Source organism: Pseudomonas sp. TE6283 (assembly GCF_054060555.1).
The window spans coordinates 70,350-96,863 of record NZ_JBSSDH010000007.1 but is presented as its reverse complement, the minus strand read 5'-3'; the positions used below and the strand labels follow the sequence as shown (position 1 = coordinate 96,863).

Annotated in this window: 18 protein-coding genes; 14 read left to right on the top strand and 4 right to left on the bottom strand. The window is 61.8% G+C overall.

Annotated elements, in window-relative coordinates; translation table 11 throughout:
- Positions 1-17 precede the first annotated feature (17 nt).
- From ACVWZ5_RS12015 to ACVWZ5_RS11960, 12 genes are all read left to right on the top strand, one after another.
- Positions 18-14,306, top strand: a complete 14,289-nt coding sequence (locus ACVWZ5_RS12015; protein ID WP_457340629.1) for a two-partner secretion domain-containing protein — start codon at positions 18-20, stop codon at positions 14,304-14,306.
- Positions 14,303-14,893 (top strand): hypothetical protein, encoded by a 591-nt coding sequence (locus tag ACVWZ5_RS12010; RefSeq protein WP_084942147.1) that lies wholly within the window; start codon positions 14,303-14,305, stop codon positions 14,891-14,893. Before ACVWZ5_RS12015 ends, ACVWZ5_RS12010 begins: the two co-directional genes overlap by 4 nt.
- Before the next feature lie 1,446 nt (positions 14,894-16,339).
- On the top strand, positions 16,340-16,678 hold the full coding sequence (locus tag ACVWZ5_RS12005; protein WP_216356131.1) for a hypothetical protein: 339 nt from the start codon (positions 16,340-16,342) through the stop codon (positions 16,676-16,678).
- Positions 16,621-18,276 (top strand): DUF637 domain-containing protein, encoded by a 1,656-nt coding sequence (locus tag ACVWZ5_RS12000; RefSeq protein ID WP_457340659.1) that lies wholly within the window; start codon positions 16,621-16,623, stop codon positions 18,274-18,276. Before ACVWZ5_RS12005 ends, ACVWZ5_RS12000 begins: the two co-directional genes overlap by 58 nt.
- Entirely contained in the window at positions 18,239-18,946 is a 708-nt protein-coding gene (locus tag ACVWZ5_RS11995; RefSeq protein ID WP_143514922.1) for a hypothetical protein, read from the top strand. The genes ACVWZ5_RS12000 and ACVWZ5_RS11995 overlap by 38 nt, the downstream gene beginning before the upstream one ends.
- A gap of 8 nt (positions 18,947-18,954) precedes the next feature.
- Positions 18,955-19,356, top strand: coding sequence for a hypothetical protein (locus ACVWZ5_RS11990; protein WP_083242031.1), 402 nt, complete (start codon positions 18,955-18,957; stop codon positions 19,354-19,356).
- A gap of 187 nt (positions 19,357-19,543) precedes the next feature.
- The gene (locus ACVWZ5_RS11985) at positions 19,544-19,654 is read left to right on the top strand and encodes a colicin E5-related ribonuclease (RefSeq protein ID WP_139121054.1); all 111 of its coding nucleotides are present in this window, start codon (positions 19,544-19,546) and stop codon (positions 19,652-19,654) included.
- Positions 19,645-19,965 carry a hypothetical protein gene (locus ACVWZ5_RS11980; protein ID WP_336198076.1) on the top strand — a complete coding sequence of 107 codons (321 nt, stop codon included), beginning with the start codon at positions 19,645-19,647 and terminating at the stop codon, positions 19,963-19,965. Before ACVWZ5_RS11985 ends, ACVWZ5_RS11980 begins: the two co-directional genes overlap by 10 nt.
- A 201-nt stretch (positions 19,966-20,166) precedes the next feature.
- Positions 20,167-20,463, top strand: coding sequence for a contact-dependent growth inhibition system immunity protein (locus ACVWZ5_RS11975; RefSeq protein WP_084942143.1), 297 nt, complete (start codon positions 20,167-20,169; stop codon positions 20,461-20,463).
- A 134-nt stretch (positions 20,464-20,597) separates the two neighbouring features.
- Complete coding sequence (locus tag ACVWZ5_RS11970; protein WP_062360293.1) at positions 20,598-20,954, top strand: hypothetical protein; 357 nt, start codon at positions 20,598-20,600, stop codon at positions 20,952-20,954.
- Positions 20,955-21,055: 101 nt separating this feature from the next.
- Complete coding sequence (locus ACVWZ5_RS11965) at positions 21,056-21,343, top strand: colicin immunity domain-containing protein (protein WP_084942142.1); 288 nt, start codon at positions 21,056-21,058, stop codon at positions 21,341-21,343.
- A gap of 30 nt (positions 21,344-21,373) precedes the next feature.
- Complete coding sequence (locus tag ACVWZ5_RS11960) at positions 21,374-21,826, top strand: hypothetical protein (protein WP_062360288.1); 453 nt, start codon at positions 21,374-21,376, stop codon at positions 21,824-21,826.
- Between the two features lie 34 nt (positions 21,827-21,860).
- Here the strand turns inward: ACVWZ5_RS11960 and ACVWZ5_RS11955 are convergent, their stop codons facing one another.
- The 3 genes from ACVWZ5_RS11955 to ACVWZ5_RS11945 all read right to left on the bottom strand — a co-directional run bounded on the left by ACVWZ5_RS11955 (position 21,861) and on the right by ACVWZ5_RS11945 (position 24,249).
- On the bottom strand, positions 21,861-22,418 hold the full coding sequence (locus tag ACVWZ5_RS11955; RefSeq protein ID WP_216356130.1) for an RNA 2'-phosphotransferase: 558 nt from the start codon (positions 22,416-22,418) through the stop codon (positions 21,861-21,863).
- A 124-nt stretch (positions 22,419-22,542) separates the two neighbouring features.
- On the bottom strand, positions 22,543-23,433 hold the full coding sequence (locus ACVWZ5_RS11950) for a dihydrodipicolinate synthase family protein (protein WP_062574210.1): 891 nt from the start codon (positions 23,431-23,433) through the stop codon (positions 22,543-22,545).
- Positions 23,434-23,466: 33 nt separating this feature from the next.
- Entirely contained in the window at positions 23,467-24,249 is a 783-nt protein-coding gene (locus ACVWZ5_RS11945; RefSeq protein ID WP_096050031.1) for an aldolase, read from the bottom strand.
- Between the two features lie 154 nt (positions 24,250-24,403).
- Here ACVWZ5_RS11945 and ACVWZ5_RS11940 point away from each other — a divergent pair, with 154 nt between their 5' ends.
- Both ACVWZ5_RS11940 and ACVWZ5_RS11935 read left to right on the top strand, forming a co-directional pair.
- Entirely contained in the window at positions 24,404-24,946 is a 543-nt protein-coding gene (locus tag ACVWZ5_RS11940; protein WP_062360267.1) for a helix-turn-helix domain-containing protein, read from the top strand.
- Between the two features lie 10 nt (positions 24,947-24,956).
- On the top strand, positions 24,957-25,733 hold the full coding sequence (locus tag ACVWZ5_RS11935) for an AraC family transcriptional regulator (protein ID WP_336198077.1): 777 nt from the start codon (positions 24,957-24,959) through the stop codon (positions 25,731-25,733).
- Between the two features lie 9 nt (positions 25,734-25,742).
- On the opposite strand, the gene ACVWZ5_RS11930 is transcribed toward ACVWZ5_RS11935, so the two are convergent.
- Positions 25,743-26,324 carry a LysE family translocator gene (locus ACVWZ5_RS11930; RefSeq protein ID WP_062574207.1) on the bottom strand — a complete coding sequence of 194 codons (582 nt, stop codon included), beginning with the start codon at positions 26,322-26,324 and terminating at the stop codon, positions 25,743-25,745.
- Positions 26,325-26,514: the final 190 nt, after the last annotated feature.

Genomic DNA, 26,514 nt, shown 5'->3' with positions numbered 1-26,514 from the left:
GATTCACGAGACCTGACATGGACGTCCGCCTGTTTGCCTTCCTGGCCCGCCAACGCTCGGCCGAAATTCAGCCCCGTGAGCATTTCTGCGGGTTGCCCAAGCGTGGCCTGGCCTTCCTGCTGGCCAACGCCATGTTCTGGCAGCCGCTGTGGGCGCAGGCCGCAGAAGGCGTGGTGGTCAGCGGGCCGGGCACCAGCCTCGGCCAGGCGGGCAACGGCGTGCCGATCGTCAACATTGCCGCGCCCAACGGCAGCGGGCTGTCGCACAACCAGTTCAGCGACTACAACGTCGGCCAGCAGGGGTTGATCCTCAACAATGCCACCGATCGTACCCAGGCTACCCAGTTGGGCGGGATCATCCTTGGCAACCCGAACCTGCAGGGGGCGGCGGCCAATGTCATCCTCAACGAGGTCAACGGCGCCAACGCCAGCCAGCTGCGCGGCTATACCGAAGTGGCCGGGCATGCGGCCAAGGTCATCGTCGCCAACCCTCACGGTATCACCTGCGATGGCTGCGGCTTCATCAACACGCCCCAGGTGACCCTGAGCACCGGCAAGCCGGTGCTCGATGGCCGTGGCGCGGTCAGCGGCTACCAAGTCGATGGCGGCAGCGTGGCCCTGGAAGGGGCGGGGTTGAATGCCGACAACGTCGAACGCTTCGACATCATTACCCGCTCGGCACGCCTGAACGCGCAGTTGCGCGCCCGTGAACTGAACGTCATCACCGGGCGCAACGACGTCGACGCCCAGACCCTGGCCGCGGCACCGCGTGCAGGCAACGCGGCCGATGCGCCGGCCCTGGCCATCGACTCCAGCGCCCTGGGTGGCATGTACGCCGGCGCCATTCGCCTGGTAGGTACCGAGGCGGGCGTCGGTGTGCGCCTGGCCGGGGACGTGGCGGCCAGTGGCGGCGATATCCGCCTGGACGCCAACGGCCAGCTGAGCCTGGCCCAGGCCAGCGCCAGCGGTGCAGTCAAGCTGCAGGCCGCCGGCGTCGACCTGCAAGGGCCGGTGCATGGCGCCAGCCAGGTCGAGGTGCGCAGCAGTGCCGACCTGACCTCTCGCCAGGCGATCACTGCCGGCAACCGAATCAGCGTCCAGGCCACAGGCACACTGGCCAACCAGGGCGTGATCGAGGCCGGCGTGAATGCCGATGGCAGCCGCAACGCCCAGGGTGACGTGAGCATCGCCAGTGGGCAGTTGCTCAACAGCGGCAAGAGTATCGTCGCCAGCCGCGACCTGGACCTCGCGGTACAAGGGCAGCTGGTTAACCGCAGCGGTACCCTCAGTGCCGGGCAGGACAGCCGGATCACCAGCGCCGCCCTGAACAACAGCGCCCAGGGCAGGGTGCTGGCGGGGCGCGACCAGACCGTGCAGGCGACACAGACCCTGGGCAACCAGAACGGCCTGATCAGCGCCGGCCAGGCCCAGCGCGTCACCGCGCAGACCCTGGACAATCGCGGCGGCGAGCTGTCGGCGCGGCAGCGCAACACGCTGAGCGCCAACCAGCTGGACAACCAAGGCGGCCGGCTGAGCGCCGGGCAGGCGCTGGACATCACCGTCGCCGGGCGCCTGGACAACCGCGCCGGCGCCCTGGCTGCCGGGCAGGACCTGCAACTGCAGGCCGCCAGCGTCGACAACCGCAATGCCGGGCGCATCGCCAGCGATGGTCAGGCCACGGCGCGCCTCGGCCAGTTCGACCAGCGCGGCGGGGGCCAGTTGCACGGCGCCAAGGCGCTGACCCTGGACATGGCCGACGGCCACCTGGACAACAGCGAGGGCGGCCTGCTCACCACCCCGGGCCAACTGACCCTGCAACGCCTGGGGACCGTCGACAACCGCAGCGGCGAGATCTCCGCCGGCCAGGCCTATGCGTTGGTGGCGCGTCAACTGGACAACAGCGCCGGCAAGCTGCTCGGCGGCAACGATCTGCGGGTGCAGATTGCCGGGCAACTGGCCAATACCGCCGGCCTGATCGCCGGCCACCAGCTGACCGTGAGCGCCGCGACCCTGCTCAGCCAGGACGGCACCGTGCAGGCGCGTGGCGGTCTGCAAATGACGGTCGCCGGCCAGCTGGACAACAGCCGTGGCCGGTTGCTGGCCGAGCAGGCTTTCGTGCTGCAGGCCGGCCACCTGGTCAACCTCGAAGGGCAGATCGCCGGCAACGGCAGCCTGCTGCTGACCAGCACCGGGCTGGACAATCGCCAGGGGCGCATCAGTGCCGCCCAGGGCCTGACCCTGGATCTTTCCCGTGGCCACTGGAACAACGAGGGCGGCACGCTGCAGAGTCCGGGCGCCTTGCTGCTGCGCAACGTGGCCACGGTTGGCAACCGCCGCGGAGAGATCTCCAGCCAGCTTGGCTTCAGCTTGGCTGCCGACAGCCTGGACAACCAGGACGGCAAGCTGCTTTCCGAGCAGGCGCTGACCTTGTGGGTCGCGCAACTGCTGGACAACACCCGTGGGCTGGTCTCGGCCCAGGGCCTGGACCTGCAGGCGGGCAGTCAGCTCAATGCCGACGGCAAGCTGAAGGCGCGCGAGGCGTCCCGGCTGCGCCTGGACGGCGCGCTGGACAACCAGCGTGGCGAGATCAGCGCCGCCGACCTGACGTTGAGCGCGGGCAGCGTCGACAACCGTGCCGGGCGCCTGCAGGGTGACCGCCAGCTGACGGTTGCCAGCGTAGGGGCCATGGACAACCGCAGTGGTACCGTGGTGGCCGCCGAGCAGTTGCAACTGGACAGCGGTTCGCTGGCCAACGACCAAGGCCAGATCAGCAGCCAGGGCCAGGCAAAGGTCGGCACCGCGGGTCTGGTCAACGCCGGCGGGCAGATATACGCGGCACAGGGGCTCGAGTTGAACGCCGGCCAGGTGGACAACACCGACGCCGGGCGCATCCACGCCGGCCAGTCGCTGGTTGCCCGTATCAAAGGCCTGCGCCAGGCCAACGGCGGCCAGCTGTTCAGCGGCGCGGACCTGCTCCTTGACCTGAACCACGGCCTGCTCGACAACCAGGGCGGCCTGATCAATGCGCCGGGCCGGCTGTTGTTGCAGCAGCTGGCCAGGGTCGACAACCGCGCCGGCGAGGTATCCAGCGGCCAGGCCTATACGGTCACCGCCGAGGCACTCGACAACCAGGGCGGCAAGCTGCTCTCGCAGCAGTCGCTGACCCTGCGCATCGCCCAGGCGCTGGACAACGCCAAGGGGCGCATCTCTGGGCAGGTACTCGATTTCCAGGCGGCGAGCTTGGGTAACCACGCCGGCGTCATCGAGGCCCGGGAGGGCCTGGTGCTGACACTCGGCGGCGACCTGGACAACCGCCTCGGCCGTCTGGCCGCCCAGGGCGATATCGCCCTGCAAGCCCGTCAGCTGGACAACCGTGCCGGCGTGGTCAACGGCGGCCAGGCCGTCACTTTCAGCGGCCAGCGCCTGGACAACAGCGACAAGGGCCTGCTCACCGGCAAGGGCCCGGTGCGCCTGACGGCCGACACCCTGGTCAACCGCCAGACGGGCGTCGTGACCAGTGGTGGCACGCTGACCCTCAAGGCCGGCGAGTTGGATAACAGCGAGCGTGGTCGTATCGGCGCCCACGCTGCCGCAGTGGTCGAGGTCGGGCGTCTCGACCAGCAGGGCGGCGGCAAGCTGACCAGCGACAGCGACCTGACCCTCGACCTTGCCGGTGGCCACCTGGACAGCCAAGGCGGGCTGATCCGCAGCGCCGGCCAGTTGTTGCTCAAGCGTCTGGGCAGTGTTGACAACCGGGGTGGCGAAATCATCAGCAGCCAGGCCTTCGAACTGGTGGCGACGGGCCTGGACAACGGCGATGGCAGCGTGCGCAGCGACCAGGCACTGGTGGTGCGGGTCGCCGAGGTGCTGCGCAACGTCAATGGCCTGGTCAGCGGTCGTCGGGTCGACGTCAGTGCGGCCAGCCTGGATAACCAGGACGCGACGGTTAGTGGCGAGCAAGGCTTGAGCATAAAAGTGAGCGGCGCGCTGGCCAACCTCGGTGGCGAACTGTCCAGCGGCGCGGTCACCCGTATCGAAGCGGCCAGTCTGGACAACCGCGACGGCGGCATCATTGGCGACCAGGCGGCCCTGCTCACCGTGCAAGGGGCGCTGGACAACCGCAACGGTACTCTGCTGTCGCAGAAGGACCTGCAGGTCGGCGCTACCAGCCTGGACAACCGCGTTGGCGGCAACCTGGCCAGCGACGGCAGGATTCAGGCGCATGTCGGCGGCCTGTTCGACAACCAAGGCGGTGAAGTTCGCGCCCTGGGGCTGATGGAACTGGTACTTGGCCGCCTGGACAACCGAGACGGGCTGATAGCTGGCAAGGATCTGCTCACCCTGCGTAGCGCCAGCACCGACAACCACAACGGCGTAGTGCACGCCGACCGCCAGTTGCAACTGTTCGTCGATGCGTTGGACAACCGCAAGGGCGTGCTGCGCAGCCATGGCGTACTGGCCTTCAAAGGCCCACGGCTGGACAATCGCGAGGGCCTGCTCAGCGCCACTGCGGCGCTGGACCTGGAGGCCGACGAGGTGGACAACGGCAAGGGGCGTATCGCCAGCCGCGCGAACCTCGACGCACGCGTCGGCACGCTGCGCCAGCAGGGCGGCGAACTGGTCGCCGAAGGCAGCCTGACGCTGCGCGGTACCGCCCTCGACAACCGCGTCGGAGGCGTGGTGGTTGGCAATGCCGGTGTCGACCTGCAGGTGGGCGACATCGATAACAAAGGCGGCCGGGTGGCCAGCCAGGCGCAGGTGCTGGTGCAGGCCGAGCAACTGGACAACAGCGAAGGTGGCCGGCTGATCGCCGACAACCGCCTGGCCCTGACCGTGGCGCGCTTGGTCAACCAGAACAAGGGCCTGGTGTCGGGCCGCGACGTCGAGCTGCGTGGCGCGCGCCTGGACAACCAGGGCGGCAGCCTGGGTGCCGGGCGCTCGCTGCTGGTGGTCCTGGAGGACCGTGGCCAGCCGCTGCGCGATGCCGTGATCGACAACAACAAAGGCCTGATCGACAGCAGTGGTAGCCTGACTTTCGAAGGCGTCACGCTGCTCAACCAGGCTGGCAAGGTCACCAGCAAGGGCGATCTGCGCATCGCCAGCGCCACGGCGCTGGACAATCAGGGCGGTACTCTGGAAACCGACGGCCACCTGCAACTGAGCGCCGCGAGCCTGGACAACCGCAACAAGGGCCGTATCACCGCCGAAGGCAACAGCACGGTGCGCACCGGCGCCCTGGAGAACGGCCAGGGTGGCCTGCTCAGCAGCGGCCAGCGCCTGGACCTTGGCGCGACCACGGTGGGCAACCAGGTTGCCGGCAGCATCGCCGGGCGTCAGGTGCTGGCCAGCGTTTCCCGCCTCGACCAACAGGGCGGCGAACTGTTCAGCCTCAAGGATCTCAGCCTCGACCTCAACCATGGCCGGCTGGACAACAGCAATGGCCTGATCCGTGGCCCAGGCCAGTTGCTGCTGCGCAACCTCGGCGAAGTCATCAACCGTGGCGGCCAGATCAACAGCAACCAGGGCTACGAACTGGTTGCCGACAGCCTCGACAACGGCGGCGCCGGCAAGCTGCTTGGCAGCCAGGGCCTGACCCTGCGCATCGCCAGGCAGCTGGATAACGTCGCCGGAATGATCAGCGCCCGCCACCTGCTGGTGCGCGCCAATGCCCTGAACAATGCCGAGGGCACGCTCAACAGCCTGAGCGATATCGACCTGAAAGTGCAGAGCCGCCTCGACAACCAGGCGGGCATTGTCTCGGCCGAGGCCCGCTTGCTGCTCGAGGCGGCCAACGTGCTCAACGGCAAGGGCAGGCTGTCGGCCAGGACCGACCTGCGCGCGCAGCTGGGTGAGCTGGACAACCAGGCCGGCACCGTCGAGGCCGGCGGCGTGCTGGACCTGACCGCCGATAAAGTCGACAACCGTGGCAAGGGCCTGCTGGCGGCCACCGGCCTGCTCGACGTCAAGGCCGCCAACCTGGACAACCGCAATGGCGAAATCTCTGGCCAGCGCGTCGTTCATCTTGCAGGCCTGACCCTGGACAACGGCGACGGCGGCCTTGTCAAGGCCAAGGGGGCACTGACGGTCGAGCACCAGACGCTGCTCAACCGCCTTGGTCTGATTGCCAGCGAAGACCGGCTCGCCCTGCGTCGGGTGCGCCTGGACAACGCCCAAGGCGAGATGCGCGCCGAGAAAGGTATCGATGCGCAACTGAGCGCCGCGCTGAACAACGACAAGGGCACGATTGCCAGCGAGGGCGAGCTGTCGCTGGCGGCTGACAGCATCAGCAATGCCGGTGGCGAAGTGTCCAGCGCCGGCGATCTCGTTGTGTCCAGCCAGGGCGCGCTGAGCAACCTGGGCGGCAAGCTGCTGGGCGATGGCAAGATCACCTTGAGCGGCACGCATCTGGACAACGGCCAGGCGGGCCTGGTCAGTGCCAAGGGCGACCTGCGCATCACCAGTGACAGCCTCGACAACAAGGCCGGCGCGCGCCTGACCAGTGCCGGCCTGCTGCGAATCGACACTGGTCTGCTGGACAATAGTGGCGGACGCATCACCGCCCGGCAGGCGCTGGTCGCCAACGTCAGCGGCCTGCGCCAGCACGGCGGCACCCTGTACTCCGACGCGGGTGTGGAGCTGGACCTGAACCACGGCCAGCTCGACAACCAGGGTGGCCTGATCAATACCCCCGGCCAATTGCTGCTCAAACGCCTTGCCGAGGTCGACAACCGTGGCGGCGAGATCTCCAGCGCCAAGGCCTTCGACCTGGCCGCCACGACCCTGGACAACAGCAACGGCAAGCTGCTCGGCCAGCAGGGGCTGACCCTGGTGGTCGAACGCGCCCTGACCAGCCTCAAGGGCCAGATCGCCGCCGCCAGCCTGTCGGTCCAGGCACAGCGCCTGGACAACAGCGGCGGGGCAGTGAGCAGCCGTGGTGACCTGACCCTGGATATCGACGGTCAGCTGATCAACCGCGAGGGCGGGCAGATCAGCGCCAGCCGGCAGTTGAACGTCACCAGCAACGGCCTGGACAACCAGGGCGGCAAGTTGCTCGCCACCACGCACCTGGAGCTGACCAGCGCCGGGACGCTGGACAATGGCGGCAACGGGCTGATCAACAGCCTCGACAGCCTGACCCTGGGCGCGACCGCCTTGCGCAACGCCGGCGGTGAAATCTCCGCCAAAGGCGCCGCGCAGGTGAGCGCGGATAGCCTGAGCCAACAGGGCGGTCGCCTGCTCGGCGAGCGCAGCCTGGCGCTGCTGCTGGGCATCGCCGGCGGCGACGTGGACAACCGCGCTGGCCTGATCCACACCAAGGGCCAACTGACCCTGAGCAACCTGCGCGACCTGGACAACCGCCAGGGCGAGATCTCCAGCCCGCTGGGCTTCAGCCTCGCCGCGCGCACGCTGGACAACAGCAATGGCCGGCTGATCAGCAGCCAGCAGTTGACCCTGGGCGCCACCTCCTTGATCAACCAGGGCGGCCTGATCTCCGGCTGGCAGGGCCTGACCGTCAATGCCGCGAGCCTGGACAACCGCAACAACGGCACCCTGTCCAGCCGCGACGGCGACCTGGACATCACCCTGGCCGGCGCCCTCGACAACCGTGACGCTGGCGCCCTGGTCAGTCTGGGCCAGCTGCGCATCAAGGCCACGAGCCTGGACAACCGTGGCGGTTACCTGGCCAGCACCGGCGCCCAGCAGCTCGACCTGCGCGGCGGCAGCCTGGACAACAGCCAGGGCGGACGCGTGGACGCAGGCGGCGCGTTCAGCCTGCAGGCCACGACGCTTAGCAACCGTGGCGGCACCCTGATCGGCCTTAACACGCTGACCCTCGACCTCGCCAGCCAGCTCGACAATGCCCAGGGTACCCTGCTGGCCAGCACCGGCTTGCAGCTACGCGGCAGTGCGGCGATCGCCAACCAGGGCGGGCGCCTGATCAGCCGGACCTACCTCGACCTCAACGGCGCCAGCCTCGACAACAGGGACAACGGCACCCTGGCCGCCAATCAGGCGCTGGGCCTGAACCTCGCTGGCGCACTGCACAACGACCGCGACGGCCTGCTCTACAGCCAGGCCGGCACCATCACCCTGAAAACCAACAGCCTGAGCAACCAGGCCGGTATCGTGCAGGCCAAGGGCGCTATCGACCTCACCAGCGGCGCTGTCGACAACCAGGGCGGCAAGCTGATCGCCCAGGACGACAACCTGCTGCTCAAGGCGGCCAGCGTCGACAACCGTGGCGGCATCATCGCCAGCCTGCAGGGGCTGCTCGATGCCCAGGTCGGTGGGCTGCTGCGCAACGGCCTGGGCGGCACGCTGCAGGCGCATCAGCTCAAGCTGATTGCCCTGGGCGGCCTGGACAACAGCGGTGGCCGCCTGGCCGCGCAAGCCGGCACGCTGCAAATCCATACCGGCAACCTGAACAACCGCGGTGGCGGCCTGTACGCCCTGGGCCAGGTCAACATCGACGCCGCCGACCTGGACAACGGCGCCGGTGGTCAACTGGCCGGCCAGGCGCTGGACTTCACCCTGCGTGGTGCCTTCGACAACGTCGGCGGCATCGTCGAGAGCGATACCCGCATCGGCCTGAGCGTCGCCAGCCTGAACAACCAGGGTGGCCAGTTGCGCAGCCTGGGCAGTGCCGGCAGTACCACGCTGCAACTGGCTGGCGTGCTGGACAACCGCAATGGTGTGCTGGAAGTCGCCAGCCAGGACTTCACCCTGCAGGCCGCCAGCTTCCTCAATGGCGACGGCCGCCTGTTGCATGGCGGGGCAGGGGAGCTGCAGATCGGCATGGCCAACCTGGGCAATGCTGGCGGCGACATCGTCACCCTGGGCGGCCTGACCCTGAACGCCGCCAGCTGGACCAACAGCAGTGCGGTGCAGGCCGCGCGCCTGACCGTCAACGTGGGGGAGCTGAACCTGACCGGCAGCGGCCAGCTGCTGGCCAGCACCAGCCTGGTGGGCCGCGGCGGCAACTGGACCAACAGTGGTCTGATCGCCAGTAACGGCACGCTCGACCTGGCCCTGAGCGGCCAGTACGCCGGCAGCGGGCAGGCCACCAGCCTGGGCAACCTCGGCCTCAGCGCCGCCGGCGTGCAGGTGCTGGGCGGTGGGCGCATTGCCGGTGCCGGCGATGTACAGGTCAGCAGTGGCGGCGCCTTCATCAACCAGGGGCGGATCACCTCGGGTCGTGACCTGACCCTGAATGTCGGCAGTTTCGGCAACAGCGGCACCGTGGGCAGCGCTGGCAAGCTCGACCTGGTCAGCCAGGTGCTGCGCAACGAGGGCGTGGCCGGTGGCCAGAGCCTGATTTCCAGCGGCGGCGACATGCGCCTGCTGACCAACAGCTTCACCAACCGCTTCGCCACCGTGTACAGCCTCGGCGGGCTGATGGTGGCGGCCAATGCAGCGCAGGGGCGGGCGAGCCTAGTCGATAACGTCTCCGCTACCTTGCAGAGCGCCGGGGCGATGGCGCTGTATGCCGATACCATCAAGAACCGCCGCGACTCGTTCTCGGCCCCTGAGACGTTGGTTTCCGGCACCATCAGCTACCAGTGCCTGAACTGCAAGGGCCGCCATTACGACTTCTACTACTACCTCACCGAAGAGATCCAGCGTACCTTCCACTCCGATGTAGCCGCGGCATCGATCAACGCCGGCACCACGTTCAAGGCGCAGTCGGGCACGTTCGAGAACACCCACAGCGCGATCAGTGCCGGTGGCTCTATCGACATCGCTACCGGTGACTTCAACAACGAGGGCGCGTCCAACGAAACCGTGGTGCGCACCCGCCAGTTCCGCAACCCTAACGACAGCGAGCGCAGCTGGGTCTGGGACAGCCTGGTCAAGCCAGGCGGCGCAATAGCCGAGTACGCCAAATACAACTCCAAGACGGAGTTCATGTATCAGGAGGAGTGGTACGACAACGACAGCGGCAGTTACACGACGCCGGTGCCGATGTACCGCCAGGACACTGGCAAGGCCAATCCTTACTATCGCCCCAACTCCGGGGTCGCCGTTCCAGCAATATTCCTTGGCTATACCAAGGTCGACGACCGCGAAACCCGCACCAACACGGGAGCGGGGTCCAACGCGGTGGTCCAGGCCGGTGGCGCGGTGAACATCAATGCCAGCCGTAACCTAGGCAATGGCGTGACCCGTGGCAGCACCACCCACAGCGGTCAGGCGCTGAATGCCGCCAGCACTCAGGCCGACAGCCAGGTCAGAAGTAATGTGTTCAAGATCAACGCGCAGTTGCCGCCTGATCTTGCCCAGCGCCAGGTCAACCCGCTGACCCTGCCTGGCTTTACCCTGCCCACCGGTGGCACTGGCCTGTTCCGCCTGAGCGCCGAGGTCGCCAGTCAGGCCGCTGCCAGCACCGCAGCGCCAGCACCGAGCGGCTGGACCCTCGGCGGCGCCAGCGTCGATCTGGCCCAGCGCCAGCAACCGTTGCCGGTGGTCCAGGGGCGCACGGTGGACATCGCCGCGATCACCACCATCCAGGGCACCGAGCGCCAGCTCACGGCCAACCAGCGCCAGGGCCTCGGCCTGGACACCCGTGCCGATGTGGCCAGTGTCGCGGCGGTGGGCCAGGCCCAGGACCCGGACAACCTGCCGAGCCGCACCCGGGTCGGCGCCGGCACCCCATTGGAGCAGACCCAGGTCAGCGGCCCCGGCCTGGCCGCGGTGGAGCTCACCCGCCCCGACGGTGGCAATGGCGCTGTTCCGCTCGAACGCAACACCACCACTGCGATCCTACAACCCGGTACCGCGCCGGCGCCGCAGGATGTGCGTATTGCCGCGGCGCAGGCGGTATCCAGCGCCGCCACGGCGGTCAGCCCGCAGACCATCGCAAGGGTTCAGGGCTTGCCGAGCAACAGCCGCGCGCCACAGCCGCACAAGTACCTGGTCGAGACCGATCCGGTGCTCACCGATCTCAAGCAGTTCATGAGTTCGGACTACCTGCTCGGCAATCTCGGCTACGACCCGGACCAGAGCTGGAAACGCCTGGGCGACGGTTACTTCGAGCAGCAACTGATCCAGCAGGCAGTGACCGCTCGCACCGGCAAGCGCTTCATCGATGGCCAGACCTCCGACGAGGCACTGTATCGCCACCTGATGGACAACGCCGTGGCCAGCCGCGACCAACTAGGCCTGTCGCTGGGCGTCACCCTGACCTCCGCCCAGGTGGCGGCGCTCACCAAGGACATCGTCTGGCTCGAAAAGCATGAAGTGAACGGCGAGCAGGTGCTGGTGCCGGTGCTCTACCTGGCCCACGCCAATGACCGCCTGGCCCCGACCGGGGCGCTGATCGAAGGCAAGGACATCAACCTGGTTGCCGGCGAAAGCCTGAGGAACAGCGGTACCCTGCGCGCCAGCAACAACCTGTCGGCCAGCGCAGGTAAGGATTTGGTCAACGCCGGACTGATCCAGGCCGGTGGGCGGGTCGACCTGCTCGCAGGCAATAACCTGTTCAATGGTGCCGGCGGCATCATCAGCGGGCGTGACGTCACCCTCAACACGTTGCTGGGCGACCTGATCAACGAGCGCACCCAGACCATGCTGGGCGGCATGTTCGTTACCGAAGGGCGTCTCGACAACGCTGCGCGAATCGAGGCCGGCAATGACCTGACCCTGGGCATCGGCCGCGATTTCCTGAACGTGGGCGGGATGCTTCAGGCTGGCCGAGACATGGATGTGCGCACCGGTCGCGACCTGCTGATCGGCTCGGCCGAGCAGACCTACAACTACCAGAACGGCCATAACAACCGCAGCAGTTCGGTCCAGCAGTTCGGCTCGCAGATCAGCGCCGGGCGCGATATCGGCATGAAGGCCGGCCATGACTTCGCCGCGACCGGCAGCGAGCTTGATGCCAAGCGCAACATCGCCATCAGCGCCGTCAACGACATGACCCTGTCCTCGGCGGCCAACGAGGAGCACTTCTACGCCAAGACCAAGAAAGTCACCCGCCAGGAGGACCACGTCCGCCAGGTCGGCACCCGCGTCACCGCCGCTGGCGACATATCGCTGAGCGCCGGCGAGGACCTCAAGCTGATTTCCAGTCGCGTCAGCGCCGGCGACGAGGCCTACCTCTATGCCGGCGACCAGTTGGAACTGCTGGCCGAGACCGACAGCGACTACTCGCTGTACGACAAGAAGAGCAAGGGCAGCTGGGGCAAGAAGAAGACCCGCCGCGACGAAGTCACCGACGTGCGTCACGTCGGCAGTGAGATCAGCACCGGCGGCGACCTCACCCTGGAGAGTGGCGGCGACCAGCGTTACCAGGTGGCCAAACTCACCAGCGGCGATGACCTGACCCTGGACAGCGGGGGTGACATAACCTTCGAGGGGGTCAAGGACCTGCATCAGGAGAGCCACGAGAAGAGCAAGTCCGACGCGGGCTGGTTCAGCATGAAGGGCAAGGGACGTACCGACGAAACCTTGCGTCAGAGCGAACTGGTGGCCACAGGCGATGTGATGATCAAGGCCGTGGGCAATATCCGCGCCGATGTTCGCCAGGTCAATCAACAGACGGTGCACGAGTCCATCGATGCAATGGTCAAGGCCGATCCCAAGCTGGCCTGGCTAAAGGACCTGGAAGCGCAAGGCGGCGTCGACTGGCGTCAGGTCCAGGAGGTGCACACCAGCTTCAAGTACGCCAACTCCGGATTGGGTCCAGCGGCGCAATTGGCAATTGCGATCCTGATGGCTGCGGTCATGGGGCCGGTCGGATTCGGTCTGACGGGCGCCCCCCTGGCAGGAGCCACCAGCCTGGCCACGACCGGCGCGGTCAGCACCATCAACAACAAAGGTGATCTGGGCGCGGCGCTCAAGGAAACCTTGAGCAAGGAGAGCCTGAAGAGCGCGGCGACGGCCATGGCGGTCGCAGGGGCATTGCAGTACGCCGATCAAAACTGGTTCAAGGCCAGTGATGCAGCCAACAAAGGTGCTGTCAGCATCGAGGGTGGCAAGGCGCTGCCAGCGACTTCCACAACCGACAATGTCCTGACGTGGAGCAATGCATCCGATGTCGCGCTCCGCGCCGGTGGCCGGGCGGTAATCAGTAGCAGCATTTCCACGGCCATCAATGGCGGCAGCCTCAAGGACAACCTGCTCGCTTCACTTGCCGGCGAAGCCAGCACGGTGGCCATGGCCACGGGCTTCAAGTGGGTGGGCGACCAGACGCTCAGCTTCGAGAGCGGTAGTTTGCCGAAGGTCATCTCCCACGCCATCGTGGGCGGTCTGATTGCCGAAGCCACTGGCGGCGACTTCAAGACCGGCGCGGCCGCCGCGGGGCTCAACGAGGCGATGGTCAATGCGCTGTCGTCGGCTGCGCAGGGCAATGAACCCTTGCATTTGATGTTGTCGCAACTGACCGGCCTGGTGGCGGCGGCGGCGGTGAACGGCGAGCTGGACAAAGGCGTGCAGATCGCGCAGTCGGCCACCCAGTACAACCATGACTTGCATCGCAAGAATGGCGAGGCCTATGCCAAGGGCATCCTGAACGCATGCGCTCAGGTGCCTACCGCTTGCCCTGAGGGTAGCGGCAAGGTGAGTCAGCAGGAGCTTGTGGATGCCCTCGAATCGATGGCACAACACGGCAAGGGGGTGGATAAGCTCAACCCACTGGCCGTGGAATTGGTCGATACCTTCATAGAAAGGTTCCCGGACAAGGATTCGTTGTTCACGCCAACGGCATCGGAAGCTGAGCGGCTGGATACGCTCGAGAAGGCTGAGCTGGCTGGCCTGGTGCTTTCGGGTGCAGGGCTTGTGCGTGGGTTGGCGCGGAGTGGTAGAGGGTTTGTCGAGTCTATAAAATCCTGGTTTGGCGCGAGCGGTGCAAAAGAAGCAGGTGGGGTAACGAAGCCCACGATTGAATTGTTTGGAGGGAAGAATGCTCAAACGCCAGGAGCAATTAATATGGATATAAGCGCTGGTATTCAGTCCGGTGTGCGTGCCGATGCAAGAAATTTACCTCTCAAAGACAACTCAGTTGGCGAAATTGTCGCCAGCAATCCATTCATACCGAAAAGTGAAGGCGGTACCTTCTCTATGATGGATTATTTGCCTGAGGCGACGAGGGTAGTTCAGCCGGGTGGCAGAATTTTTATAAATTCAAACGCTGCTAACCCCTATGGAAAGCTGCCCAGTGTGGCTGATCTTCAGTCTTTAGGATTGCGAGTCGTCCAAGAGGGTGCTCTAGATGCTCGGTTTGCAGGGCAAACATTCTTGCGAACAGATGGCAGTGTCATTACAAATCTAGATAGCATGAAAACCATCGTTTTAGAGAAAATAAAATGATAATTTCAGTTGAATTCAATTCTCTGGTTACATTTGATTGCACGTATGGAGAATGCGTGGTCAATGGAGGGGAAGTTCGAATTTTTGTCGAGAAAGGACTGGTTCTTAAAAAGTCAAAGCTGATAAAGGATGCATTAGGTGCCAAGGTCGTTGAGTGCGGAGGTGACGATTGCTCTAAGGTTGAGCATGTTTTCCCAGTCCACTATATATATGACCCCGTTAGAGATGTTGAGTACATTGAATGGGAACTCGAAGGGGAGTTGCTGAGTGCTCGTGCGAAGGATGGGGAGTGGCTCAAGTATAAAAGTAAAAGTGAAAGCTCATATGCGATGCATGAGTACGTGGGAGGATGCTGGTTCGTGTTTTCGGGTGTTAGTTTTTCGAGGCAAGTAGTGTATGAGTATGCTTTAGATAAAAAAACATCTACTGGCAATGAGTTTGTGCAAGAATTTAGATGCAAGGCCATGGCCGATAAACCGATGGGTGAGTACCTTCTTGAGGGGGTGATTGTCGCTTTGCCTGGACCTGGATGGATGTCTTTGGAGGTTCATGCTAATGAATTTCACATAGAGATTCCTGATAGTTGATCCTCCTTCAGCAGGTGTATGGTCAAGGCGACGTCTTGTGCTTAAGGCTTTGGCGAGGACGTCGAACGCTGGACGCGACACGCGTTGAAATTTAAGCATGGGGTATTATGCTGTCCGCTTTTTAGGTCGAGTGTTGTAGGCAAGGTTGCGATGGCAGATTTTGCGAGTATTTAATATATTTCAAAGTCATTGAGGTGCTGGGTTTATGTCTTCCGATCTCCTTTCTGACAGGTATGCGGCTCGTTTCGGCTTGCCAAATATGAGTTGTGTCGAGCTTGAGGGTTTTGTTCAGGTTCTTGAACGGGTGGCAGTGAAGAATAAAGGGTTCTTTATATTTAAGGTGGGCGGTGAGCGAGGGGGTAATATTTATACTTTTGTTTTAAATGTGTCGACGACCAAGGGTGTTGTAATAAGAAAGGATGCATGCAGTATACGGGAGGGTATGGTTTTTTTGTTTTGCGAGATTGAGCGGGCTGGCATATATCCATAGTCTGAGCGCAGGGTTTAAGGTGTAATTTTTAAGTAGGGTGCAAAGGATTTCCCATGATACGCGGCATTCTGTTTTTGTTGGCCTGCTTAATCGCTGGCTGCTCCGGCTTCGATTCTGTCCCCTGTCTTGAACCGACTCTGCCTGCCGACATGGCGTCGGTACGTGTAACCACCAATACCGATGTGTATGGCGACTCCCCCGCAGGTTCGTGGGTGCCCAAGGTAAGGCACCTGATGGCCATGGCGGGCCGTGGGTTCGATGGAGCAGAAAAGTGAGAAAAGGGGACGAAAAAAGGGGACACGAAAAAAGGGGACAGATTTATTTTTTCTACTCTAATTTCTGCCTTTGCATGGCCAAGAAGGCGACGAAGCTTGATGCTGAAGATATTAGTGAGGACGTCTAGCGCTGGAAGCGGGGCAAGTCGAAATTTAGAGTGTGAAAAATAGATCTGCCCACTTTTTCATTGGTCTAAAGGATTTGTCGAGTAAGCTTAGCGCCCAGGCTGGGCGTGAAGTTAATTTCATGATTTATGACTCTGCGGCAGCGGCCTTGAGTCGTGCGCCGAGTGTGAGCTTGCCAAAATGACTGTTGCGTATGATCTATATGGTGCGAAAGACCTAGGTCTTCTCTCGGCAAAAGTTAATGTAGAACGAACCTTGGGGGAAGCTTTAGAGGAAAGAGATAGCTCTTATCAGGGGGTGTTTATTATATGTTGGGTGGGGGTGATGCAGAGAATTTTGTTCTAAAGCTGAATATTGATCCTTTTGATGGTGATGCGGTAGAGGAAAATTATCCGGATTATACGGTCCTGCTTTATATAAATGCTACGGATCGCTCATTTGCTTTGGAGAGAATCATGAGGCAGGCGGGGTTTAAGCTGCTTAGGCATGAAGTGTTTTGAGGTGCTAATTCTTAGTCGGTGCAAAAAGATAACTGGGGTAGTTCTGTGGTTTTAAATGTTGAAACAGTGGCTGGGGCGATTCATGCCGCTTTCTGGAAATAACGATTTATTGTCGAAAATTCTTGATGGGGTGCTGCCAAGCTTTGTGCTAAACAGGGTGCTAGAGGAAAATCCAAGCTTGGATAAATATGATTTGGCTAGTATTTTTCTTGAGGGGTGTGATCGCCTGGATAGTAAAGTTCTTCCGATTTTCTGGAATTGGAAGAGTGTCAGGTCAATGAGGGGTATGTCTGATGAGATGTTTGATGAGATGTTGCTCGTCACGTCGGCAGTGAGATCAGCACCGGCGGCGACCTCACCCTGGAGAGTGGCGGCGACCAGCGTTACCAGGTGACCAAGCTTACCAGCGGCGACGATCTGACCCTGGACAGCGGGGGTGACATCACCTTCGAAGGGGTCAAGGACCTGCATCAGGAGAGCCACGAGAAGAGCAAGTCCAACGCTGGCTGGTTCAGCATGAAGGGCAAAGGGCGTACTGACGAAACCTTGCGTCAGAGTGAGCTGGCAGCCACGGGGGACGTGGTGATCAACGCCGTAGGCAACATCCGTGCGGATGTCCGCCAGGTCAATCAGCAGACGGTGCGCGAATCCATTGATGCAATGGTCAAGGCAGATCCGAAGCTTGCCTGGCTCAAGGATCTGGAAGCGCAAGGCGGCGTCGACTGGCGTCAGGTACAGGAGGTACACACCAGCTTCAAGTACAACAACTCCGGGCTTGGTCCAGCAGCGCAGATGGTGATCGCCATCCTCATGACCGTGATGCTGGGCCCGGCGGGCGCCGGCCTGTCCGGCATGCAGCTGGCCGGTGCTGCCAGCCTGGCCACCACTGGCGCGGTCGCCACCATCAACAACAAGGGCGACCTCGGTGCGGGCCTCAAGGCTATCGTCAGCAAGGAGGGCCTGACCAACGCCGCGATCGCCACGATCACGGCGGGCGTTGCCGAGCATTACCTTGGCGACATGACCATGACCAAGCAGGTCAATGGGAAGACGGTCGTCGACCTTGGTTCGATGGAGGCCATTGGCCATTTCGCCGGCCAGCAACTGATCAACAACACTTCGGCCGCCGTGATCGCCAAGGCCTTCGGACGTGATGTAACTCTCGCAGGCATTCTCCAGTCGACGATCTACAACTCCCTGGCGGCGGTGTCCTTCGATCAGGTTGGCAACCTCAACCTCAAGACCGGCAGCCCGGAAAAGATCGCACTGCATGCGCTGGTCGGCGGCTTCATCGCCGAAGCGTCGGGCAGCGACTTTGCCGTCGGGGCCATGGCGGCTGGGGTGAACGAAGCGTTTGCCAATCAGTTGCGGCGCATGGCGACGGCGATCAACCCGCAGCAACGTGACCACTTGATGTTGATGTCTTCGCAGTTGCTGGGGGTGGTAGCGGCGGCAGCGGTTGATGGCGGCAATGCCGGCAGTCTTCAGGCCGGCAGCTGGGTGGCGGGCAATGCCACGCAGTACAACAACCTTAGCCACAACGACATGCCGGACTTTGTGGACGACATGAACATCTGCGGCCTTGACGAGGGATGCCAGAGAAAGCTGTGGGTCGCCAACGAACACAAGCTCAAGAGCGAGGAAAACTTCGAGTGGGCCAAGGAAACCGGAGGCGTGGTTCGTGCCCGGGACCTGATGGGGCAGATCGCCTCTGGCTTGGCGGACCTGGAAAAACTCAACTGCCTGACGCCGACCTGCACTGAGTTCAAGGAGCTGTTGACCGAGCGTGCGGTACTGAGCCTCGAAAAGCTGGCGGATGTCTCTGGGCAATGGGCGCCGATGCTCAACATGATTGTCATGTTGCCTATCGGGCAGCGTATCAATGGACTGCGCCCGCCAGGTGTTTCGGGGGGGGGGGCTGGATTCGCCGAGGGTTCAGGCGGCGATCGAGCGGATGGTTCAAACCAAGGCGGGTCGTGTCGGAGGGGGTGAGATAAAGCCTGCAACCGGGACAGCTGCTTTGCCGACAGGCTATCGTGAGGGGGCGTCAGCAGGTGCGGGCTTTGCTCATACAGCGGGATTACCAGAAGGATATCGGCGCGTCATCAACACCAAGACAGGCAATGTCGAGGTCCTGGCTGCTGATGGCAAGCTGTACCTTGAAACTGCAGGTGGTTTGAAGCCGAAGGCAGGAGGAAATCTTGCAGGTTTGGTTGACGCTGAGAAGCGGATTGAAGCTAGCGCAGGAGCTGGAGCCGTTCCGAATCTTACTGAGCGAGGTACACTGGTTAACCTGCGCCCCAAGGATGTTGCTATCGCACAGCGACCGGTAAGGACACTTGTACAAGATGAGTCTGGTCGTTACTGGCTGCAGACTGAAAGCGGAAAACGGTTAACACCATCAGGTGCATACGATTTTGTGACTATGCCAGATGGAAGCGTCCGGGTTACCAGGCCAAATGTGAATCAGGACTTCTCAACCCATCTTGGTTTGAGTGGCGGAGGAGAGGTAAAGTATGCAGGTTCTATACGCTTTGGTAATAATGACGGGCCAGTTCGGGGGACAATAACCCACTGGACTAACAATTCTGGCCATTATCAGCCTCCTGCTACGATGAGTGGGAACTCGGGTTTGCCGCAGGATTTGTTTAAGCCAAGGTAGGTGGCATTATGAATGAACAGCAAAAGCAGCTGTGTCAACACCTTGCAGCACTGAGCTCAGAGCAGGCTGCTGAATGGCTAATGGGGGCCTATCCGTTAGAATCCAAGGACTATGGTGAGGCGCTGTTGCTGATTCCTCATCGATCCTGGAAGCGATCCGATCAAAGGCGTTTGGCTGGTTACTATTTTAAGAAGATACCGTTTTCCAGTGCGAGGGGGTACGAGGTGTTTTCCTCGTTTATGTCTGTAAAGACTTTTATTGAGTGCGTCAGGGAGAATCTTCCAGCTAGCACTTCTGACAGGGAGTTGCTGCTCTACTATCTGACTCCTGTTCTGGGTAAGGCCGCAAAAAATGAATCTGATCGACTGTTGGCAAGAGGCTTTTTGAGTGAGGTTGGCTCTTGCGCCTAAAGCTGAATTCAGATAAGTAAGCACCGTTTGTGTTCTTCGATCGAGAAAAGGGACCGAGAAAAGGGGACAGATTTATTTTTCTACTCTAGTTTCTGCCCTTGCATGGCCAAGACGGCGATCAAGCTTGGTGCTTAAGATGTCAGTGAGGACGTTTAGCGCTGGAAGCGGGGTAAGTCGAAATTAGAGTGTGAAAAATAAGTATGTCCCCTTCTCGTATGTAGTGAGGAATGATCGCACGGGGGCGATCGTCCAGGTCTCTAATAAAAACGATCCTGAGTGGGTTGCGCCATGGGGCTGATTGCAGAAGTGTTTGTTGAAAGTTTGCCTATTACACCTACACTGATATGGAATGGCACCCCTTTGTTTGATGTCGGCGATGGAATTAAATTGGTTGACTACTGCAAAAGTAATGCTATTGCAGTTCTTGGCATGGAAGGGTTTGAAATCAAGGGGGGTAAGAGAGTTCCATGTATGGATTTTATTATTGACTTTTTCGCATCATTGAATGAAGTGGATTTCGCTGCGAAGTCGGTGGAAGTGAGTCGGGAAGTTATTGGAAGCATGGCCGGTCGCGGGGTGTTTTTGGAATTTGTCCTAGTTAGGGTTTAGTTAGTTCTGGTTAGGGTTTGGTTGATGAGAGAGACGCAGATGGGCGGCAAATATCTTGTTTCAGTAGGGGCAGGTTTACTTGTCCTGCTCTGATTTTTGCTGCCGTATGCCAAGATGATATTTAATTAGTGCGTCGAAAATAAAAATGTCCATTTTCGGGGTCCCCATATGGAGCACAGAAATCCCGAGGAGGTAAATGTTATGGAATTTCCCGCACTCACTCAACTACTCGGTTGCTATCTTCATCAAGATTGGCCGGAAGAGTACACTGACAGCAGTGAAGCTTTAGCCGACATGCTGAAGCATGAGCCGCAAGCCACTCTGTTAGCAGGAGCACAGGAGATAGAGGCTCTCTTGGCTTCCAAGCTTTCCATGGATGATCTCGAACACCTTGTAACGTGGAAAATTGGGTGTTTTTACGCTCCGAGCTCCGAAGGTGTCAGCCTTGCGGAGTGGCTGAACAACATCAGACATGCTTTTCTTTGCGGTCAGTCCTGAGGGTTTTCCATGTCCCATACGAGTTGCCTTGTAGCCGTACGTAATTCGAATGGCGTTCAAAATTTCACCCCAGTGAAAGTGTATGAGAAGAATTTTTCTGGCGAAATTGCTGTGCAATGGAGTGCATTGAAAACATGATTTTGACGATTCGTTTTGAGCAGGACCTTATAAGTAAAAGACTGCTGGAGCTACGATATCTCCCCTGCCTTTGTAAAGTTTCGGAGACCTTTGTGATCGAGTTTTTCGACCCTTTGCCCGTCGTCAGCGGAACGGTAATGGAGTGGGACAGGGCGGCACTTGAACAACGGGTTATCCCAGGGACAGGTGGAGAGTGCTCTCACTATGCATTCTCAGAAGTCAGTCTGGCGCCGCTTGAGGGGGATCGTTATCTGATAGTCGACCTGAAAATGTTTCATCGGTATTTTGGTTGGTGTGAGGTCCTAAAGGATGGCGCTTATGTAACGCCGGGAGTTTTTTGGGATGAAGAATGAATTGATTGCAGGGCAAGTGTTTGCCTGGTGATATTTAATCTAGGGAGCTTAGCCCAGGCCAGCTCAAAATGCACTTGAGGACCTTGGCAAAGGGAGTAATTATGAGTGAGGTGGTGCTGTCTTATGTTGCTCTAATTGAAAGCTATTTATGTGGTAAATATACCTTGAACAAATTTGTTGAGATGTTTTTTTGTCAGTTCAAAAATGAGTCGCGAGTGTTGCCCGAGGATGTTTATCTTGTGCTGGACGAATTGTTCGGCAATCTTGACGCTTTTACAGAGAATGAGGATTTATTGCGCGACGATTCCGATTATTACCTGAGTGCGAAACAGGTGGATCATTGCATTCGGCGCGCTTTCGAGTCTCTTGAAAAGTACATTGTTTGCTAATGTTCTTCATAGGCTTAAAAAGGGACTGTCATGTACGAAGTCATGCTGGAAAGCGTACCGGACGCGGCGTTGCAGGCCGCTCTCAAGGTGATCGTGGCTACGGCGCAGACGCTTTCTGATCTTTCGCTGTCGGGAGACTCCGAGGTTCAACGTGGGGCGAGCCTGGAGACATTGACGCAGCGATTGCGAGTTAGTAGTGAGTCGGTATGTTTGAGCCTGCGCCTCTGGGAGTTCAATGTATCCAATAAGGTGAGCCTGCCGTTGGTGCTGCTACGCGTCATCAAGTGGGAAGATCGCCTCGATATTGAACTCTCCTTCAACAGCACGCCTGCTGACGACCTGCACGATATCATGCAGGCGCTGCATACATATGCGTCGGGCTTGGCAGGTCGTTTTTCGATACCTGTATTTTATGGCGGGATGGAGCCTGCGCTTGATAAGGATACGCGGTACTTTACCAACGACATGCTTGGCCCGCTTTAAACTGATCGGGCGGCACAAGGCCGTTCCTGCAGGCTTATTCTTCTGCCTGGCATGACAGATAAACCGGCGGCACCTGGTCTACCAGCCAGACACCGTTATCCGCTTGATAGAACACTGCTCCCGCTGCGCACATGGCCTGGGTATCGACCGTGAGCAGCACCGGCTGACCATAGCGCTTGCCCACCGCCAGCGCAGTCTGCGAATCCTCGCTGAGGTGTACATGGTGGCGGCTGCCCGGGATCAGGCCCTGGGCCTCGATAGAGGCCAGGAAGCGACTGGCGGTGCCGTGATAGAGCAGGGCGGGTGGCGCCTTGGCGACGTGGCGCACTTCCACCTGGGCGCTGCTATGGCCCTGGGCGGCGCGGATGCGACGGCCATCGTCGGAGAGGGTGAAACGGCGCTTGTCATTGGTCTCGACCACTTCACGCAAGGCGTGCAGGTCGAAGGCATGACCTTGCCGGCCGGCGCCGTGGATCAGCGCGTCAACATCGGCCCAGCCGTCGCGGTCGAGGGACAGCTCGATGGATTCGGGGGCGTGGCGCAGCACGTAGCTGAGGAACTTGCTGAGGGCGTCGCGTTGTTTCTGGTTCACTGGAAAGGTCCTTTTCCATGGCTTCTGGTCGTTTGGGTTGGGGGCATTCTCCGGGTTTGGGGTTGGCTGCTCAAGTGTGTGCAATGACCTGTGGAAGCGAACTCCCACAGGTGCGTTGGTTACATCAGCCCTGACGCAAGGCGTCGAGTAGCGCCTTGAGCTGGTCGCGGCCCTGGGCATCCAGCCCGAACACCGGCCGCCGTGGCTCGCCTACCGGTAGCCCGGTCATCTCCAGGCCCGCCTTGATGGTCGCCGGCAAGCCGCCCTTGAGAATGAAGTCGAGCAACGGCAACTGGCGGTAGAACAGCGCCTTGGCCTGCTCCAGCTCACCGGCTTGCACCGCCTGGTACAGCCGCAGGTTCAGCTCGGGAATCAGATTGGCCGCCGCCGTGCACCAGCCTGTGGCACCGGCCACGAAAGCCTCCAGCGCCAGCGGGTTGCAGCCGTTGTAGAACGGTACCTGGCCTTCACCGAGCAACTGCAGCTTGTGCATGCGCTGGATGTCGCCGGTGCTCTCCTTGACCATGGTCACGTTGTCCACCTCGCGCACGATACGCAGGATCAGCTCCACCGGCATGTCGGTACCGCTGGTGGCGGGGTTGTTGTAGAGCATGATCGGGATGTCGATGGCCGCGCCAATGGTGCGGTAGTGCTGGACGATCTCGGCTTCGCTGAGCTTCCAGTAGGCCGCCGGCAGCACCATCACCGCGTCGGCGCCGTGCTGCTGGGCGAAGCGGGCGCGGCGCACGGCGCCGGCGGTGGTCAGGTCGGAGACGCTGACGATGCTCGGCACGCGCTTGGCGATGCGCTCCAGGCTGTACTGGGCAACCTGCTGCCATTCGCTGTCGCTCAGGTAGGCGCCTTCGCCGGTGCTGCCCAACGGGGCGATGGCGTGGGAACCGCCTGCGATCAGGCGGTCGATGGACTGGCCCAGCGCGGGCAGGTCGAGCTGTTCGCCGTCGGCGCTGAACGGGGTGATGGTGTAGCCGATGATGCCGTGGAATTGATTGGTCATTGTGCAAGGCTCCGCAAGCAAGGCGTAGAGGGATCAGTTCAGGCAATCGGCGTGGCTGCGCAGAGCCTGCCGGGCGTAATAGTTGAAGGCGGCGCCGTGGCGCTTGGGCCGGTCGATCCAGTCATGGGCGTCGCGGCCAAGCTCCGGGGTGATCGGCTTGATGGTGCCGGCGGCCATCGCCAGCAGCTGCAGGCGCGCGGCGCGCTCGATCAGCTGGGCGTAGACGCAGGCCTGCTCGATACTGGTACCGGTGGACAGCTGGCCATGGTGCGAGAGCAGGATGGCGCGCTTGTCGCCCAGGGCGGCGCTGATGATCTCGCCTTCCTCGTTGCCCACCGGCACGCCCGGCCAGGCTTCGAGAAACGCGCAGTCCTCGTACAGCGGGCACAGGTCCATGTGCGAGACCTGCAGTGGCACTTCGAGCATCGACAGCGCGGCGACATGGGTCGGGTGGGTGTGGATGATGCAGTTGACGTCGGGGCGGGCGCGGTACACCCAGCTGTGGAAGCGGTTGGCCGGGTTGGGCATGCCCTGGCCTTCGAGCACTTCGAGGTCTTCGTTGACCAGCAGCAGGTTGGTGGCGGTGATTTCGTCGAAGCCCAGGCCCAGTTGCTGGGTGTAGAAGGTACCCGGTTGCGGGCCACGGGCGCTGATCTGCCCGGCCAGGCCCGAGTCGTGGCCGTTGTCGAAGAGAATTCGGCAGGTCAGGGCCAGCTTTTCGCGCACAGTCCACGTATTATCGGCAAGCGAGCCTTGCATCTGTGTCAGTGCCTTTTGCACCAGCTGGTCTTTGCTGAGGGTAAGGGTGTTGGCCATGGGGAGCTTTCCTCTGTGGCGTGATGACGGATGTCAGGGCTGGCTCGCCCCCGAGCTTTGGACGGTGAGGGGGTGAGCCATCAGATGACACAAATAATCCTATATGACACAAAGTGTCATAAGCAAGTGCGTTTGTTCGGGAAACCCGCGTCACATGTCTATCCGACTGAAACTGCTGAGAAAGAAACTGGGCATTACCCTTGAGCAGCTGGCCGACAAGTCCGGCATGACCAAGAGCTACCTGTCCAAGGTCGAGCGCGGCCTCAACACGCCGTCGATCGCCGCCGCGCTGAAGCTGGCGCGGGCGTTGAACGTCAATGTCGAGGAGCTGTTCGACGGCGAGCACGACGGCCAGGCGCGCTACAGCCTGGTACGCCGCGACGAACGCCAGGCGCTGGTGGGTGGCGGCGAGGGGCCGGGGTATGCGGTGCTGACTTCGCAGGTCGGCCAGCGCAGCCTGCTGCCGTTCCTGATCCAGCCGCCGACCGCGTTCAGCGACCCGACCTTCAAGGAACACGAAGGCGAGGAGTTTTTGTTCGTCCACGAGGGGCAGGTGGAGGTGGACTTCATGAGCGAGCGGGTGCTGCTGCAGGCGGGCGACGCCCTGCATTTCAATGCCCAGACCCCGCACCGCCTGCGCTCGGTCGGCGAGCACCAGGCGCAGTTGCTGGTCGTGGTGCAGGGCGGCGAGGGGTGAGGGCGGGGCGATGATCGAGGTCTCGCGGTTCTGGCGTGATCCGGCACTGCCCTTCCTAGAGGCCCGACGCGTGGGGGACGGCCGCCAGGTGTGCTACGCCGCCCATTCCCACGAAAGTTTCTCCATCGGCGTGATCACCGGCGGGCGCAGCACCTACCTGACCGGCAACGCCCGACACGAGGTGGCGGCGGGGACCACGGTGCTGATGAACCCAGGGGTGGTGCACACCTGCAACCCGGTCCAGGGCGAACCCTGGTCGTACCTGATGCTGTTCGTCGACATGCCCTGGCTGTTGGCGCGAGGTTTTGCGCTGCCCTCGGCGACCTTGAGCACATCGGCGGCGCTGTATGGGCAGTTGCTGGCGCTGTTCGCCGGGCTGTTCGAGCCCGGCAACGAGCGCCGGGAGGCGCAGCTGGAGGCGTTCTTCAAGGGCTTGCCGCAGCTGCTGGAGGCCGACGCGGGCGGCCAGCCCGCAGGCCATCCACGCCTTGAGCTGGCCGCCGCGTTCATCCGTGCCCATCGCCTCGACCCGCTGACAGTGGAAGACATCTGCGCCGCGGCGGGGCTGTCGCGGGCCTATTTGATCCGCGCGTTCGGCAAGCGCTTCGGCCTGACGCCCCATGGCTACCTGCTCGACCAGCGGGTGCAGCATGCCCGGACGTTACTGCGGGCGGGCAGGCCGATCGCCGAGGTGGCGCTGGAGGCGGGGTTCGCCGACCAGGCGCACCTGCAGCGGGCCTTCAAGCGTCACCTGGCGACCACGCCGGGGCACTATCGCAATGGCTGAAAGCCAGGATCACACCATCAGGTACAACGCACTCGCCACCAGCAACCCCGCCAGTACCCGATTGAGCAGGCGCATCCGCCACGGCTCGCCCAGATACTGGCGGATCATGCTGCCGGCCCAGGCCCAGCAGGCCACCGAGGCGAAGCAGATCGGCCCGTAGATCCAGGTGAACAGCCACAGCAACTGCTGCTCGCCGCCGGTATAGGCGCCGATACCGGCGACTGCCGCCAGCCAGGCCTTGGGGCTCAGCCACTGCATGGCCGCGCCGTGCCAGGCGCTGGGCGCCTGCCGGGTATCGGCGGTGCCCAGTGCACCATCGTCGCTGGCCAGTTTCCAGGCCATGTACAGCAGAAACAGTACGCCACCCCAGTGCAGCAGCCGCCCCAGCAACGGCCAGCGCAGCAACAGCTCATGCACGCCCAGCCCCACCAGCACCAGCAGCAGGCAGAAACCCAGTGTGGCGCCGGCCACATGCCCGATGCTGGCCCGCAGGCCGTGGCGCGCGCCACTGCCGAGGGCGACGATATTGACCGGGCCGGGGGAGATGGAGGCGGCCAGGGCGAAGGCCGCCATGGACAAGGTCAGGCTCATTGAAGGTTTCCTTGAACGGGGAAGGTGTGGCCATTCTGGCCGAGCCTGTGACGGGTGTATTGAACAAAAATGCCCCGCCACACCGTTACAGCTTTTGTAATAGTTTTGCGCTATCAGAGAAATCTGCTTCGATTGTAGGATCGACTTCCCTATTTTCTATCAAGGTCTATATGAGCACCTTCGCGGAGCC